This window comes from Carnobacterium sp. 17-4, from assembly GCF_000195575.1.
Classification (GTDB): domain Bacteria; phylum Bacillota; class Bacilli; order Lactobacillales; family Carnobacteriaceae; genus Carnobacterium_B.
On record NC_015391.1, the window covers coordinates 1,900,890 to 1,916,818 of the forward strand.

A 15,929-nucleotide genomic window follows, 5' to 3' on the forward strand; every position below is an offset into this window, starting at 1 on the left:
AAACCTTTTACATACTCAAAATAATTATAGCTCATTAAAAAAAGAGCGTCTATTTTCAAGACTCGACTGCCCGCCTCCATTATTTACAAAGGGGAAAAATTTTATCATTATGCAATATGAGCGGTTATCATATGATTAGCTTTTATAGGAAACAAGAGTAAACTAAAGAGGAAGTTTACATTCTATTATAGAAGAAGGCGGTGTTTAAATTGAAACTTATTTTTGTGCGACATGGATTAAGCGAATGGAATTTATTAAACCAATTTACAGGCTGGATGGATGCTGATTTAAGCGAGCAAGGGTATGAAGAAGCACGCAAAGCTGGGCAAAAGATTAAAAATGCTGGCATCAACTTTGATTTTGCTTTTACATCTGTTTTGAAAAGAGCCATTAAGACTTGCCATATTGTCTTAGAAGAATCGGACCAATTATGGGTTCCAGAAACAAAATCATGGCGGTTAAATGAACGTCATTATGGGGCTTTGCAAGGATTAAACAAACAAGCAACAGCTGAAAAATTTGGTTCAGAACAAGTTCTCATTTGGCGCCGTTCATATGATACTTTACCACCATTATTGAAGCCAGATGATCCAAACTCTGCATTAAACGATCGCCGTTATGCTAACCTTCAAAAGCGAACTATCCCGATGGGTGAAAGTTTAAAGGTCACACTGGAACGTGTTATTCCTTTTTGGGAAGATCATATCGCTCCAGCTATCTTAGACAATAAAACCGTATTGATTGCTGCTCATGGAAATTCCATCCGGGCTTTGATCAAATACTTAGAAGAAATATCAGACGATGAAATCATGGCTGTTGAAATCCCGACTGGCCAACCGCTTGTTTACGAACTAAATGAAGAATTAATTGTTACTAAAAAGTATTATTTAGACTAAAAAAAAATCCATCCCTTCGCTAAAGAAAGGATGGATTTTTCATTTTAGTCCTATGTAGTCTGTTGAACCACAAGTGTTTGGCATTTTTCTATTTCTGCTAATGCTTTTTCTAAATTGTTTTTGTGCCATTTCGTTCCAGCAGCAAATTTATTTATTTTTAAAGGCATAACTCGTTCGCCTGCTGTAAATGTTACCTTGTGTAATAAAGCATTTTTACCCACTTCGACCGAGTCTAACTCTTCAAAAGGCATGATGATTGGTTCCTTTTTTGCATTTATTTTCCCAGTTACTTTATGAACGGGCAACAAAATAACTTTATCTTGTTCCATACATAAAATAAAATAAGATCCTTTTGCCAACTGTGCATATGCTCCAAACAACACTAAAGATCCTGTAGAAGGCATAATTTGCGCCCACACAGCTGTGCTTTCTGTCATTGAACTCAATAACCCGTTAGCTTCTAAGTTAGCTAATATCTCTTTTTCTGACAACATTAATCCCATATTATTTCCTCCATCGTTTTTATTTAACAGGCTATTGGACACACCTATTACACCCTTTTTAAATTCAATGTACCTAAAAAATGGCTTCGCTACATTGAATTAATTATATCATCATAAGCTAATTATCACTATTTTTAACCACATAATGCTAGATTATGCTACCTATTTTACAAGCGCTCGCTTTATTTACTCATTAAAGAACACTCTCCTACACTAAAGAAACAGGACATGTTAAACTCATAATAAAGACACTTCTAGGGGGATGTTTAAAAATGACAGAAAAGACACTCGTATTGATCAAGCCAGATGCAGTAGAACGAAACCTAATTGGAAGAATTTTAGTAGAATATGAAAGAAATGATTTGAAAATTTTAGATATGAAATTCATCCAAGCCTCTACAAATTTAGCAGAAAAACATTATGCAGAACATAATGGAAAACCATTTTTTAACCGCTTGGTTACTTACCTTACAAGAAGTCCAATAGTTGCTCTCGTATTGGAAGGCGAAAATGCCATTAGTCGAGTCCGGGCATTGAATGGGACCACAGATCCTGAAACATCCCCTGATAATACTATTCGTGCCCTTTACGGTCTTAGTTTATCTGAAAACACTGTTCACGCTTCTGACTCAAAAGAGAGTGCTATTAGAGAACAATCTATCTGGTTTGGCTAAAACAATAAATTATATTCGATAAAGTTTTATTGTGGTTAATAACCATATTTATCTTCATTTTCTCTTTTATTTATTATAAATACATCTGTTTTATTATATACTAAAGAAGAGTTAGTCATTTAAAATGACTAACTCTTCAAACATATAGAAAAGAGGATAAATAATAATGGGGTTTTTTCAACGCTTTAAAGAATATGCACATCTCAAAAAGAATATTGGTATTAAAGAATTAGAAATAGAAAATTTAGTTTATCGAAAAAACTCTCTTCAGGAAGAAATCAATGGAAAACAAGAATTATTAAGTAATAAAGAAAAACTTATACAAGATTTCAGAAGTGTGGTCGAAGCAGAAAATCATAAAAAAAGAGAAGTTATAATCAATGAAGCTGATATTGAAGCAAAAGATATAATAAATAAAGCCAATGAAGAATTATCATCATTATTAATAACAATTGATCAGCGTATGAGTGAAAACGAAGTATTACATATTGAAAATACTAAATTACAAAAAGAAATAACTCGATATATGAATCAAGCTCGAAAGTTTAAGTCACAGTTGGTGGGATTAAAAAATTTCGAAGAAAGATTTCCTCATACTATTAACATGGATGGTGTTAATTCAGTTATAAATGAACTAGAATCTGAATTGGATGATGAAAGTCTTGTTGGTACCATAATACGACTTCATTTACATTCTGATAATTCTAAAGAACTGAAAAAACTTTCTAATGCTACAAAGAAAGAAATAGACAATCTATTAGTGACATATGAAAAAAGATACACAACTAAGGCTAATAAAACCATTTATAATCTAATGATTATTGGTCTTCAATCTGAGATGCAAATACTTTTATATAAGCTTTCATATGAAAAGTTAGATGATACAAAACAGTTCGTTAAAGACATAATGACTAAGTATCTAGTTATTGCTGCTGAAGGAAATAAAGCGATACTTCCAACTATCACAAAGTTTATTTCTGAGATTGAACCGTTGTATTTAGAGCTAGTTGATATTGAGTACCGTTATTATATTTACAGACAAAGAGAAAAAGAGGAACAAAAAGCTATTAAAGAACAAATGAAACAAGAAGCTGAAGAAAGAAAAATTCTTGAGGCAGAACGAAAAAAATTAGAACAAGAAGAAAATAAATTTAAAACAGAGATTGAACGAAATAGAGAAATACTTCTATTTGAAACTGACGAAATAAAAATAAAACAATTAAATGAACGTTTACTTGAATTAGAGGGACAACTAGACAATATCGAAAACAAAAAAGAAGAAATAGCTAGTTTAGCTCTTGGTAAGGCTGGTTATGTATATATAATTTCAAATATGGGTTCTTTTGGAGATAATACTTTTAAAATAGGAATGACAAGAAGAATGGAGCCTCAACAACGCGTAGATGAACTTGGAAGCGCCTCTGTTCCTTTCAGATTTGATGTGCATGCTCTTATATTTAGCGATAATGCAGTAGGTTTAGAAAATGAATTGCACAAGAGACTTTCAAACCAAAGAGTAAACAAAGTGAATTTCAGAAAAGAATTTTTTAGGACCGATATAGCTACATTGGAAATATTAGTAGAAGAAATTGATCCAACTGCCGATTTTAATATCACTATGTTTGCTGAAGAATATAATCAGTCCTTAGCATTGGAAGAAAATTTAAAAACGGAAGTCCTTATTTAACAGTTGATTATCTCTCCTACTGACTTAAAAGAAGCAACCAAACATCGTTCAATAGTTTGGTTGCTTCTTTAATTATTACAATTTTATGAATAGGTCTTACATTTCCACAAATCCGGTATAATCCGGACTAAGTATCTGGACATTTTTACCGTTTTTTTGATCTTTACTTATTCGGTCTTCGCCCCAAACAGACATGGCAATCAAAACTTCTCTTAATGACTTTCCTTCTGTTGTTAAAGAATAAATCACTTTAGGGGGCACTTGATTAAACACTTCTCTAGCAATAATACCATCACCTTCAAGTTCTCTTAATTGTTGTGTCAACATTTTTTGAGTAATGGCAGGGATTCTTCTTCTCATTTCTCCTGTTCGTAATGCTCCATGACCCAATTGGCATAAGATGATGGGTTTCCACTTTCCACCAATCACCTCGAGCGTTGCTTCCACACCAAGATTATATATTTTTTCCATTCTAATTTCCCCTATCTCTCTTTTAGGCACTTTTAGGTACCTATAGCACTTTAAAGTGCGTACTTATATTATCTATTTGTAATACGTATACTAACATATATAAGATTTGATGGGAAGAATTCATTTCCCAAATAACTAGTTGGAGGAATACGAATGAATAAATATAATTTTTTAGATGGTTTTGAATTTAAAAACGGACAACAATTGAAGAACAAGGTCGTAATGGCACCTATGACAACAATGACAAGCTTTCATAATGGTATGGTCTCTACAGATGAAATCAATTACTATGCTGCACGAGCTGGAGGCCCTGGAATGATCATTACTGGAGTCGCATATGTGAGTGATAATGGTAAAGGTTTTGAAGGTGAATTGTCCGTTGCAGATGACTCTATGATTCCAGGTCTTGAAAAATTAGCTACAGCTATTAAACAAAAAGGCACAAAAGCTGTTCTGCAAATTTTTCATGTTGGTAGAAAAACTTATTCAAGAATCTTAAAAGGCGATCAGCCTGTAAGCGCAAGTGCCATTGCTGCTCCTTACCCAACAGATTCTGAATTGCCAAAAGAATTGACGAACGAAGAAATTGAACAAATTATTGTTGATTTTGGAGAAGCCATCCGCAGAGCAATAGCTGCTGGTTTTGACGGCGTTGAGTTGCATGGTGCTAACACTTACCTTCTACAACAATTCTACTCAGAACATTCAAATAGAAGAACCGATAAATGGGGCGGATCGAGAGATAAGAGACTTACTTTTCCTTTAGCAGTCATTGATCACGCTTCAGATGTGATTAAACGTTACGCAAAAACTCCATTCATTTTAGGCTACAGAATGTCTCCAGAGGAAATTGAAACTCCTGGAATTCGTTTAGCTGATTCACTTTATTTTGCAAATGCTATTAAAGAAAAAATAGATTATCTTCATTTATCAGTTGCAAGTTATAAACGTACATCGTTAAATGATAAAAATGATGTTACTCCAATCTTAAACCAATTTGCTAAAGTAACAGAAAATAGCGTCCCTTTAATCGGAGTCGGTTCAGTAGAAAATCCTGAAGACGCAGATGACGTTTTAGCTAACGGGGCTAATCTGGTTGCAGTAGGAAGAGAATTGATTCGCGAACCTCAATGGGTACAAAAAGTTGCTTCCAATGATGAAAGCAGCATTCGTAAAGAACTTAGCCCACTTGATATGGATGAATTAGCTATCCCTTCTGTCATGCAAGTGTATCTAGTCGAATCGTTCAGTTCTGTCATGCACTTTACAACAGATTCAGCTACAGTGAACGACGAGTATTCAGATCAATTTGCTCCGATGGAAGGCTACGAGAAAAAACTTTAAGACAGTTTCATTTCTATCTGTCCTTTAGTAATAACCAATTCCATTTAATAAAAAAGGACATTCTTCTCGAGAAGAATGTCCTTTTTTGCCGATAATTTTAGTTCTATTCTGTTCTACTTTTACACGAATCTCGTTCAATGATTTTATGCGGCAAGATAACTTTCATGGCTATCGTTTGTCGGCCTTCAATAAATTCAACCAATTTCTCCACTACCTGACTGCTCAAGTAGTCGATGTGGACGTCAATTGAAGTTAATGCTGGTTGGATCATTTCAGCAAAAATAGAATTATTGAAACTAATAATTGAAACATCATATGGCACAGACAACCCAATATCTTTCAACAAGTTGCTCAGACTCATGGCTACTATATCATCACTTGCGACTACTGCTGTAGGACGTTCCTCAGCAAGAAATAATGCCGCCAATCGCTGTTTATACTCTGTCCCATTAAAGTCTTCTGCTATAATATAAGTTGGTTCAATGGCTATACTTGCTGCTGATAGGGCCTGTTGATAGCCCGATAGACGTTCAGCTGTAACCATTTCATCCACATCGTTGCAGATATAGGCAATCTTTTGATGATTTAATCCAATCACATAATTTGTTGCATCTTTTCCGGCTAATTGATTATCGTTATCGACATACAAAATTTCATTTTCATGCTGATAGGGTTTCCCAATAATGGCATAATTTAATTTCTCTTGATGCAAATAATCGATCACTTGATCTTCTTTTTTAGAATACAAGACAATAAAACCATCTGCTCGACCGCCTTTTGCCATCATTCGAATACTTTCCATCAATTCTTCTTCCGTTGTCCCTGAAGCAATCGCAACCATGTACTTTTTCTCATTACAGGTCTTGCTGATGCCGCGAATCATTTCTAAGAAGAAAGGATTTTGAAAGACCTTCCCGTCCGATACAGGCAAAACAACTCCAATCGTCCGGGTGTTTTGGTTCACCAAGCCTCGTGCTGCTAAATTAGGTTGATACCCAAGTTCTTTCATTATCAAACGAACTTTTTTCTTCGTTTTTTCGCTGATACTGGAGTGATCTTGAATCGTTCGAGAAACGGTTGAGGTTGCCACACCTGCTTTTTTTGCAACATCTTTAATCGTAATCGCCATCTGCTCACTCCCTCAACCTGTATTGTTTTTGTGTCTTTCTCTTATCATAAGTTAGAAATTAGCGATTAGCAAGACTGTCAAGCAGAAAAATGATAGGTTGTTTGTGAAAAGTACTGCTCTCCTGGTTTTAGAATGATTGATTGAAAATGGGGATGATGAACAGCATCTGGCAGCTCTTGAGTTTCTAGAGCAATTCCTAGGTGACTGCACATTTTTTTGCCCATCACTACATATTCTTCATCCATTCCTGTTGTCGAAAAAACGACGACTGCTTCTCGAGTCGTATGAATCGCTACTTGCCGACCACTTTCTGGTTCACTAAGCAACACGTTTCCAGTAGTTAGTTTAAAGGGTGTATCATAACCAGTAGGCTGTTTTGCCAATGCTTCGCTCATGAAAATAGGCGTTCGAAAATCATATGGTGTTCCATCAACTGGGCATAGTCTTCCCGTTGGACATTTATCAGCTCCAACTTCAGCATAAACAGCGCTAGCAATTTGTAGTTTATGGTTTAAAATGGTTCGTTTAACTGATCCGCTCAAGTTGAAATACGTATGATTTGTCGGATTAAACAATGTTGTTGCATCGGTTTCTGCTTGAATTTCCATACTCCAAACAGCCTTTTCAGTCCATTGATAAATGACTTTTACTGTTAAATTTCCTGGATACCCATTGTCTCCAGCTGGACTCGTATGGGTAAAACTAATATCAATAAAATCAGCAGCTTCATTTACTTCAGCGTCCCATACAGTTTGACTGAAATTGACCTGTCCCCCATGGATATGGTGTGGTCCTTCATTTTGCGTTAATTTATGTGTTGCCCATGCGCCATTTTTAATTCGTCCGGCTACTCGTCCAACTAACGCGCCAAAGTAAGGTGAATCCTTAACGTACTCCTCAAGACTATCAAAACCCAACACAACATTTTCACAGTTCCCGTTTTGATCAGGCACTTCAATACCAGTTACGATCGCTCCGTAATTTAAACACCTAAAAGTAGCCCCTTTTGTAGTAGTTAGCCGGTATTCTGTTATCTCTTGATCGGCTATCCACCCGAAATGTTGTTTAGTGAACTTCAACAGACTCAGCCCAAACAGCAGTCAACAAATCTATGGTCAACTCATTGGTTGAGGGAACGACTTTGGCAGCCGCCTTCAATGTTGTTTCATCCCCAACAGCTACGGCTGCCATTCCAGCACTATTAATGGATTGAACTCCTGCTGCTGCATCTTCAATTCCGATACACTCTTGAACGGACACATTCAATTGCTTAGCTCCATTTTCAAAAATTTCTGGATGGGGCTTTCCAGCCGATAATTTGGCTGGATCTACGATTGTATCAAAAAATTCTTTCAAACCTAATTTTTCTAAAATGATTGGTCCATTTTGGCTTGCTGAAGCCAGTCCCAGTAAAATACCTTTTGCTTTTAGATCAACCAATAAGCTTTTGATCCCAGGCAAGATATCGTCAGCAGACATTTGCTCGATCATTTTTTTGTAGACTTCATTTTTTTTAGTTGCCAAAGCTTCTTTTTCCGCAGCTGTAAACTGGTTTTCCAAGCCGCCTTTAGCTAAGATCAAAGCTAAAGAATCTGTACGGCTAATGCCTTTCAATTGTTCGTTGAATGCTTCATCTATTTCAATTCCTAATTCTGCACCTAACTTCTTCCATGCTTGATAATGGTAATAGGCTGTGTCTGTCAAGATACCGTCTAAATCAAATAATACAGCTTTCATTTTTCCCCCACCTTCCTAGTTCATTACTGCTGTTGCAGTATTTGTTGCGCAAGTGTATTGATTGGTTAATAAAATAACCTCTTCGTAGACTTTCATTTCTAGCGGTTCACCGGTCACTAATTCAATCGTTGTAGCGGTTTGAGTTACGGTAATTTTCAATAAGCGTCCTCGATAATTGATATGGAATTCATAATGAGTCCAGTTTGTCGGTAATAGTGGCGCAAAAGCTAATGTTTCATTTGCTGTCCGCATACCAGCAAAGCCTTCTACAATCGTTAACCAGCTGCCGGTCATCGATGTAATATGCAGGCCATCTTCCGTATCGTTGTTGTAGTTATCTAGATCCAATCGAGCTGTTCGGCCGTACAATTCAACCGCTTTATCCATTCGGTGTAAATCTGCCGCCAAAATCGCATGGATACTTGGTGAAAGACTGGATTCATGAACTGTCATCGGTTCATAGAAATCAAAATTCCGTTGTTTTTCTTCTTCAGAAAACTCTTCTTTAAAGAAGTAAATACCTTGTAGGACATCGGCTTGTTTGATAAAAGGTGACCGTAAAATTTTGTCCCAAGACCAATTTTGACTCAATGGCAACTCACTTGGAGCTAAATCCGTAACTGGACGCAATTCCTTATCCATAAAGGTATCGTGTTGGATGAATACGCCTTTTTCAGAGTCATACGGATAGTACATTTTTTCAATAATGGCTTTCCATTCATTTAATTCAGCTTCCGTTAGATTTAATGCATCTTTTTTGTTTGGTGCTTTTTCTAAAGCAGCCAATGTATAGTTTAATGTCCAAACCGCCATCGTATTTGTGTACCAATTGTTATTGACATTATTTTCATACTCATTCGGCCCTGTGACACCATGCATCATATATTGGTCTTTTCCTTGATTATAGTGGATACGGTCTGCCCAGAAACGGCTTATTCCAACCAAAACATCTAGCCCTTTATCCACCAAGTAACTTTCATCACCGGTATAATTCGTATAATTGTAAATAGCATAAGCCATCGCCCCATTGCGGTGAATTTCCTCAAATGTAATTTCCCACTCATTGTGACATTCAACCCCAGTGAACGTTACCATTGGATAAAGTGCACCTTTTAACCCTTGTTGGCGCGCATTGTGTTCAGCTTGTGGCAATTGATTGTGTCGGTAAGTCAATAAATTTTTAGACACTCGTTGATCAGTCAAAGCTAAGTACAATGGAACGGCGTACGCTTCTGTATCCCAGTATGTTGCTCCACCATACTTTTCACCCGTAAAGCCTTTTGGTCCAATATTTAAACGCTCATCTTCACCATAATAAGTTGAGAATAGTTGGAATAAATTGTAACGGATACCTTGTTGTGCTGCGCTATCTCCTCCAATAACCACATCCGCTTTTGCCCAACGTTCTTCCCATAATTCAGCGTGCTGGTTTCTCAATTCTGCAAAAGAGAAAGACGTTAAGTTTGTACTTAATGCTTGGCTACGTGTTCCTACTTCTTCCTTTGAACTATCTCGCGAAGTTGTTAAAATAACCAATTTTTCAATAGATGCTTGTTCGCCTGCTGCTAGTTTTCCAGCAAACTCCTCATTGACGCACATATCTGATACGGTATCACAGATTTTCTCAATGCCAACAGTGCGGTTTAACATCGTTGCAGCTACTGTAAACTGTTCGATTCCAAAATCATTTGGTTTTGTTTCAACAATCAATGTATTTTTCGCTGCCATCACTGGAAGCCAGAATTTTTCTTCGTAGTTCGAATCTTCATTTGTCACATTACCGTCTAGCCCTGGAAAAAAACGTATTTCAACGGCTTCATTCAAACTGGTAACATTCATTCGAATCGCACACAATTCTTTTTGGGCCAGACTGACAAATCGTTCGACTTCAACCTGTACTTGCTTCTTGTTCTTCTCAACGATATAACGGCGTGATAAAATCCCAGTCCGCATATCCAGCTCCATTTCAAATTCATGAATAGTATCGCTATATAAATCTACTGGCTCTCCATCTATAAACAAATCCAATTGGATAAAGTTCATCGAATTAATGACTTTACCAAAGTAATCAGGATAACCATTTTTCCACCAGCCAACACGTGTTTTATCCGGATACCATACACCCGCTAAGTAGCTGCCTTGATGGTGATCACCTGAATAGCGTTCTTCAAAATTCCCTCGCATTCCCATATAACCATTTCCAATACTGGTCAAGCTTTCTTGCAGTCGTCTTTGTTTCTTATCCAATATTTGTGTTGAGATTTTCCATTCATCTAATTCAAATAATCGTTTATTTTCCATTTTCTTCCTCCTAAAACTAATTTATTTATGTACCTTAAAGTGTACAGCTAACTTTTTAATGCTACACCGCAATCATAAACGCAAACGATTGCGTTGTCAATTTCATTTAAAAGTAAATCCTATATCTATTTATCAACAATGTACTATAGATAAAACTTTATAGAATGTCGTTTTAATGAGATATTCTGTTACCGGTAACAACATCTCAATTTCGTTCACTTTTCAAGAAATCGCTTGCAAGTTAAATTTTTAGTAGGTATAATCAAAGCAATATCAAAGCAATCGTTTGCATTGATTATACTATTTGAGGAGATGAACAAAAAATGAAAAAAATGTTTTCATTTGATTTTTGGCAAAAACTTGGAAAAGCTTTAATGGTCGTTATTGCTGTTATGCCTGCTGCAGGTTTAATGATTAGTATCGGAAAAATGATCGTCATGTTTGGAGGCGATGTGCAATTACTAGCCGTCACAGGAAATGTGATGGAAAGCTTAGGTTGGGGTGTCATTGGAAATTTACATATTCTTTTTGCCGCTGCTATCGGGGGGTCTTGGGCTAAAGAACGAGCTGGTGGAGCCTTTGCCGCATTATTAGCCTTTATTTTAATGAATGTTACTACCGGTGCTATTTTCGGTGTATCAGCAGACATGTTGGTTACTGAAGGCGCTACAACCAAAACTTTATTTGGTTCAGAAATTTTAGTCAACGGATACTTCACATCTGTCCTAGGTGCCCCTGCGTTAAACATGGGTGTTTTCATTGGGATCATTTCAGGTTTTGTTGGAGCGATCGTTTTCAACAAATATTATAACTACCGGAAATTACCAGAAGCTCTTTCCTTCTTTAATGGAAAACGTTTTGTTCCTTTCGTAGTCATCTTGTGGTCTGTGGTCGTTTCTATCGGCTTAGCAATTTTTTGGCCAATTATTCAAACAGGAATCAACAACTTTGGTCAATGGCTCGCAACATCTGGAGACACGGCTCCTATTTTAGCGCCATTCGTTTATGGAACATTAGAGCGTCTCTTACTGCCTTTTGGATTGCATCATATGCTGACCATCCCAGTAAACTACACAGCTCTTGGTGGAACTTATACGATCTTAACGGGTGCAAATGTAGGCGCTCAAGTGTTTGGTCAAGACCCATTGTGGTTAGCTTGGGTAAGCGATTTAGTGAACTTGAAAAATAGCGGCGATACGGCAGCTTACAATGATTTATTAACATCTATCACTCCTGCTCGTTTCAAAGTTGGTCAAATGATCGGAGCTACAGGAACCTTATTGGGTGTAGCTTTAGCTATGTATCGTCGAACAGATGTCGATAAACGCAAAAAATATAAATCTATCTTTTTAACAGCAGCTATTGCGGTCTTCTTAACAGGGGTTACCGAACCGCTTGAATTTATGTTTATGTTTGCAGCACCTTTCTTGTATATTATTTATGCAGTGCTTCAAGGATTTTCATTTGCTTTAGCTGATATTATTCCATTACGCGTTCATTCGTTTGGAAACTTAGAATTTCTAACTCGGATTCCAATGTCCGTAAATGCTGGTCTGATGTGGGATGTCATTAACTTTGTCCTTAGCAGCATCGTTTTCTTTGGACTTGCCTATTTTGTTTCTTATTACTTGATTGGTCGTTTCAACATTGCAACGCCAGGTCGTTTAGGCAACTATATTGATGAAGCTTCTATTGAAGACACTGATTCTGTTGCTGTTTCAACAGGAGAAGCTGTTCCAGCAGCAAGCGCACAAGTTCAAAACATCATCGCTCTTTTAGGAGGTCCAGCGAATATTTCTGAAGTTGATGCTTGTATGACTCGTTTACGGATTACAGTAAAAGATCCCGCAATCGTCGGCGATGAGCCTGCCTGGAAAAAACTAGGTGCTTTAGGATTAATCAAAAAAAATAACGGTATCCAAGCTGTCTATGGTCCAAAAGCAGACGTCTTGAAATCAGATATTCTGGATGCTTTAGGAGAATAATAATTGAAATTATTAACGTTAAATACTCACAGCTGGTTAGAAGAACAGCCCTATGATAAATTGGATACGCTGGTCAAAACCATTCTGTCCCATCAATTTGACGTGATTGCTTTCCAAGAAATAAACCAACCCATCGATGAAGCAGTTCTTGATCTATCAGATCAGTTTGCTTATCAAGCCGCTGATCCCACTGTCCAAATCAAGCGAAACAATTTTGCTTTCCTTGTACAGCAAAAATTGGAACAAGCTGGGCTACGGTATACTTGGACTTGGCAGCCAGCTCACGTTGGCTATGATATTTATGATGAAGGTTTAGCATTTTTGAGCCTTCATCCAATCAAGGAAATCAAAACCTTTTATGCTTCTAAAAGCAGAGCGTTTGATAATTACAAAACGCGTCCTGTATTAGGTGTTCTAATTGAAGATAGCTGGTACTTCAACCTCCATTTAGGTTGGTGGGATGATAAAGACGATTCTTTTAAAGAGCAATGGGCAGTGTGCTCAACTGTTTTCAAAATGTTAGCCGAACCTATTTACTTAATGGGTGATTTCAATAATCCCGCACAAATGACTAACGAAGGTTATGACTTAGTAACAAGAGACTGGTTTGATACCTTCCACTTAGCAGAGAAACGAGATAAAGGGTACACCGTCGAAAAAAATATTGACGGTTGGGCTGAAAATAATGAAAAATTAAGAATCGATTTCATTTTTACGAATCACCCCTTTGAAGTTGATTCCTCAAAAGTCTTTTTTAATGGCAAAAATAATCAAATTATTTCTGACCATTATGGCGTCAGTATCAAACTTGCAGCCGCAATGAAACAAACCATCGTCTAATTTAAACAAAAAAAGCTCTAGACTCACAATCTTTTTTAGATTGCGGATCGAGAGCTTTTTTAATGATTTCTTTTTTTTCGATAGATGATTTGATTTTCCTACTGATAAAAGAATCACCCAAAGAACTTGCCACTATCCCAATGAGCACTATCAAAAAATAATTACTCAAGAATTTTCCATTTAATTTATCAAACGGATCAATTGAACATCCAAATAAATAAAATTTATTTTCTGGAAACGTCAATACCTTCATTTTATGTGATAAGCTATTTATACATAGTTTAAGGAGGAATTTAAAATTGGAAGTACATAAAGGTAGAAACTCATTTTTTGATGGTAGTCTTTTAAGTCTAATAGGATGGAGCATTTTGGGTACGATTATAACAGCAATAACTTTTGGGATTTGTTACCCCTGGGCTTTATGTATGGTTTATGGTTGGAAAATAAATAATACTGTTATTGAAGGTAAACGGATGAGATTTAATGGTTCGGCTTTTAGTTTGTTTAGCCACTGGATCAAATGGCTTTTACTTACGATTATAACGCTTGGTATATATGGTTTCTGGGTAACCATCAAACTAGAAGATTGGAAAGCACGTAATACAACATTTGTAAGCTAAGAAAAAAAGTCCTAAGAATATTGTTAAATCAATATTCTTAGGACTTTTTTTGTCTGCTATTATCAATCTAGCAAAACGAATCAATTCATATGACTTCTTTCAAATCATAAAAAACTACTCCATCTCAATCCTAACAAATCCATCATTTTTCATTTCATAGACATGGTCGCAGACTTCTTTTAAAAACATCCGATCATGGGAGATAGTAATAATCGATCCTTCAAAATTTTTAAATAATTTTCTAAGTTCTGGCTGGGAAAGCGGCGAAAAATTTCGTGTCGGCTCATCTAAGAGCAACACATTCTGTCCTGATAAATCAATTTTCAGTAGTAACAATTTGGCTTGTTGTCCACCGGATAATGATTGGATTGGATGATGCATTTCATCTGTTGTAAAACGCATGCTTCCTAGGTAAGTCATCACTTGAGTGCGTTCTTCACTGTCTCCAGTTTCACTCAGAAATTCAACCGGCGTTTCATCCATCCGTAAATACTCGGCATAATTCTGCGGCATATATCCAGCTACAATATCTGTACGCTGACTTAATTCTGCCCATAATTGCTTCAGCAGTGTGCTTTTACCTACTCCATTTTGCCCGATGATTCCTATTTTTTGTGGAGACTTCACTAGCAGATTCAGTGAGTGTGCTAAAACTTTATCTCCTACCTTCACACTCTTATCTTCCAAATGGAGAATCGTTTTATTTGCAGGAAGGGGTTTGGTATTTGAGAATTTCACTAAAATGGCATCTGCTTTTAGTGGAATATCTTCAAAATCTTCCTTTTCACGTTCAAACCTTTTGCCCATTGATTTTACTGCATGCATTTTCTTTTTTAATAACCTTGCTCCAGACGGATCTTGTCTTGAAATAGCTCCTTGTGCATGGTGCACACTGCTTTCAACTTGTCGGTATTTCTCCATTTGCTTATAATGTTCTTCCCGCTGCTTGTTGGCAACTTGAGATTGGTGTTCATAGCGTGCTTCTTTTTGTTCAATGTATTCTTTATACGATAACTTGGACACAGTCGAGACGGGTACTGTCTTATGCCTTAATAGCTCGATCTGAATGACTTTGGTCGCTGTCGCTGAAAGCAGAGATTCGTCATGCGAGATAAAAATAATCGTTAGTGGTGTAGATTTTATAAAGTGCTCTAACCATTTGACTGTATCAAGATCCAAGTCGTTAGAAGGCTCATCAAGCAATAGCAAATCAGGATCTGTTGAGAGTGCTTTTAGTAGCTGAACTTTGATTTTTTCGCCACCAGATAAACTGCCTACTGTTTGCGAACTTGTTAACCGATTCGCATCAAATCCAAGTTGCCCCACTAATTGATAGAGCATTTGGTAGTCGATGTCCATAGCATCAGCTTGGCTGAAAAAGTACTGATCAACACTATACTCCATATATTCTTGCGGTAAGGATTGTGGCAAATAAACGGTGCGACTGAACTGGTTGATCAATTCCCCTTCTGCTTGAATATACGATTCGATACTTTTATCTTCAAGAATCCATTTTAATAATGTTGACTTGCCATTTCCTTCTTCCCCAATAATGGCTACCTTTTCTCCAGGATTGACTGTAAAACTCAAGTCCTTGATGATTTCTTTTAAATCCATTAAGTGGTGCAAGGTCAAATTTCTCACTTGTAACATACTGATTCCTCCTATCTAATAAATAAAAACGACCGCCAGCAAGTTTCTGCAGACGGTCGGTCAATTTCAATTAAACAGAGAGAATCCTA

Annotated in this window: 13 protein-coding genes and 1 pseudogene; 7 read left to right on the plus strand and 7 right to left on the minus strand. The window is 36.6% G+C overall.

All coding sequences use genetic code 11. The annotated features are described in order from the left end of the window. Positions 1-209: 209 nt before the first annotated feature. Positions 210-896, plus strand: a complete 687-nt coding sequence (gene gpmA / locus CAR_RS09060; protein ID WP_041556512.1) for a 2,3-diphosphoglycerate-dependent phosphoglycerate mutase — start codon at positions 210-212, stop codon at positions 894-896. Between the two features lie 50 nt (positions 897-946). On the opposite strand, the gene CAR_RS09065 is transcribed toward gpmA, so the two are convergent. Continuing rightward, on the minus strand, positions 947-1,399 hold the full coding sequence (locus CAR_RS09065) for a hypothetical protein (RefSeq protein ID WP_013711422.1): 453 nt from the start codon (positions 1,397-1,399) through the stop codon (positions 947-949). 272 nt (positions 1,400-1,671) lie between these two features. Here CAR_RS09065 and ndk point away from each other — a divergent pair, with 272 nt between their 5' ends. Both ndk and CAR_RS13270 read left to right on the plus strand, forming a co-directional pair. Then, positions 1,672-2,073 (plus strand): nucleoside-diphosphate kinase, encoded by a 402-nt coding sequence (gene ndk, locus CAR_RS09070; protein ID WP_013711423.1) that lies wholly within the window; start codon positions 1,672-1,674, stop codon positions 2,071-2,073. A gap of 166 nt (positions 2,074-2,239) precedes the next feature. After that, the gene (locus CAR_RS13270; RefSeq protein ID WP_013711424.1) at positions 2,240-3,760 is read left to right on the plus strand and encodes a GIY-YIG nuclease family protein; all 1,521 of its coding nucleotides are present in this window, start codon (positions 2,240-2,242) and stop codon (positions 3,758-3,760) included. 96 nt (positions 3,761-3,856) lie between these two features. Here the strand turns inward: CAR_RS13270 and CAR_RS09080 are convergent, their stop codons facing one another. Then, a complete protein-coding gene (locus CAR_RS09080; protein ID WP_041556514.1) occupies positions 3,857-4,231 on the minus strand; it encodes a winged helix-turn-helix transcriptional regulator in 375 nt (124 codons plus the stop codon). Between the two features lie 153 nt (positions 4,232-4,384). On the opposite strand from CAR_RS09080, the gene CAR_RS09085 reads away from it, so the two are divergent. Next, entirely contained in the window at positions 4,385-5,575 is a 1,191-nt protein-coding gene (locus CAR_RS09085) for an NADH-dependent flavin oxidoreductase (protein WP_013711426.1), read from the plus strand. Positions 5,576-5,678: 103 nt separating this feature from the next. Here CAR_RS09085 and CAR_RS09090 read toward each other — a convergent pair whose 3' ends face one another. The 4 genes from CAR_RS09090 to CAR_RS09105 form a co-directional block, all read right to left on the minus strand. Continuing rightward, positions 5,679-6,704: a LacI family DNA-binding transcriptional regulator gene (locus tag CAR_RS09090; protein ID WP_013711427.1), complete on the minus strand. Its 1,026-nt coding sequence runs from the start codon at positions 6,702-6,704 to the stop codon at positions 5,679-5,681. Between the two features lie 77 nt (positions 6,705-6,781). Next, on the minus strand, positions 6,782-7,783 hold the full coding sequence (locus CAR_RS09095; RefSeq protein WP_041556515.1) for an aldose epimerase family protein: 1,002 nt from the start codon (positions 7,781-7,783) through the stop codon (positions 6,782-6,784). After that, positions 7,770-8,441 carry a beta-phosphoglucomutase gene (gene pgmB / locus CAR_RS09100; RefSeq protein WP_013711429.1) on the minus strand — a complete coding sequence of 224 codons (672 nt, stop codon included), beginning with the start codon at positions 8,439-8,441 and terminating at the stop codon, positions 7,770-7,772. Before pgmB ends, CAR_RS09095 begins: the two co-directional genes overlap by 14 nt. Before the next feature lie 15 nt (positions 8,442-8,456). Continuing rightward, a complete protein-coding gene (locus CAR_RS09105; RefSeq protein ID WP_013711430.1) occupies positions 8,457-10,742 on the minus strand; it encodes a glycoside hydrolase family 65 protein in 2,286 nt (761 codons plus the stop codon). Between the two features lie 323 nt (positions 10,743-11,065). Here CAR_RS09105 and CAR_RS09110 point away from each other — a divergent pair. The 3 genes and pseudogenes from CAR_RS09110 to CAR_RS09125 all read left to right on the plus strand — a co-directional run. Next, positions 11,066-12,718, plus strand: a pseudogene (locus tag CAR_RS09110) (PTS transporter subunit IIBC); the annotation flags it as partial. A gap of 12 nt (positions 12,719-12,730) precedes the next feature. Beyond that, entirely contained in the window at positions 12,731-13,567 is an 837-nt protein-coding gene (locus CAR_RS09115) for an endonuclease/exonuclease/phosphatase family protein (RefSeq protein WP_013711432.1), read from the plus strand. Between the two features lie 299 nt (positions 13,568-13,866). After that, positions 13,867-14,187, plus strand: a complete 321-nt coding sequence (locus CAR_RS09125) for a DUF898 family protein (RefSeq protein WP_041556519.1) — start codon at positions 13,867-13,869, stop codon at positions 14,185-14,187. A 114-nt stretch (positions 14,188-14,301) separates the two neighbouring features. On the opposite strand, the gene CAR_RS09130 is transcribed toward CAR_RS09125, so the two are convergent. After that, the gene (locus CAR_RS09130) at positions 14,302-15,840 is read right to left on the minus strand and encodes an ABC-F family ATP-binding cassette domain-containing protein (protein ID WP_041556521.1); all 1,539 of its coding nucleotides are present in this window, start codon (positions 15,838-15,840) and stop codon (positions 14,302-14,304) included. Positions 15,841-15,929: the final 89 nt, after the last annotated feature.

Coding starts and splice junctions, on each gene's coding strand:
- CAR_RS13270 (WP_013711424.1), top strand. CDS start 2,240: ATGGGGTTTTTTCAACGCTTTAAAGAATATGCACATCTCAAAAAGAAT.
- ndk (WP_013711423.1), top strand. CDS start 1,672: ATGACAGAAAAGACACTCGTATTGATCAAGCCAGATGCAGTAGAACGA.
- CAR_RS09065 (WP_013711422.1), bottom strand. CDS start 1,399: ATGGGATTAATGTTGTCAGAAAAAGAGATATTAGCTAACTTAGAAGCT.
- CAR_RS09130 (WP_041556521.1), bottom strand. CDS start 15,840: ATGTTACAAGTGAGAAATTTGACCTTGCACCACTTAATGGATTTAAAA.
- CAR_RS09090 (WP_013711427.1), bottom strand. CDS start 6,704: ATGGCGATTACGATTAAAGATGTTGCAAAAAAAGCAGGTGTGGCAACC.
- CAR_RS09085 (WP_013711426.1), top strand. CDS start 4,385: ATGAATAAATATAATTTTTTAGATGGTTTTGAATTTAAAAACGGACAA.
- pgmB (WP_013711429.1), bottom strand. CDS start 8,441: ATGAAAGCTGTATTATTTGATTTAGACGGTATCTTGACAGACACAGCC.
- CAR_RS09080 (WP_041556514.1), bottom strand. CDS start 4,231: ATGGAAAAAATATATAATCTTGGTGTGGAAGCAACGCTCGAGGTGATT.
- CAR_RS09105 (WP_013711430.1), bottom strand. CDS start 10,742: ATGGAAAATAAACGATTATTTGAATTAGATGAATGGAAAATCTCAACA.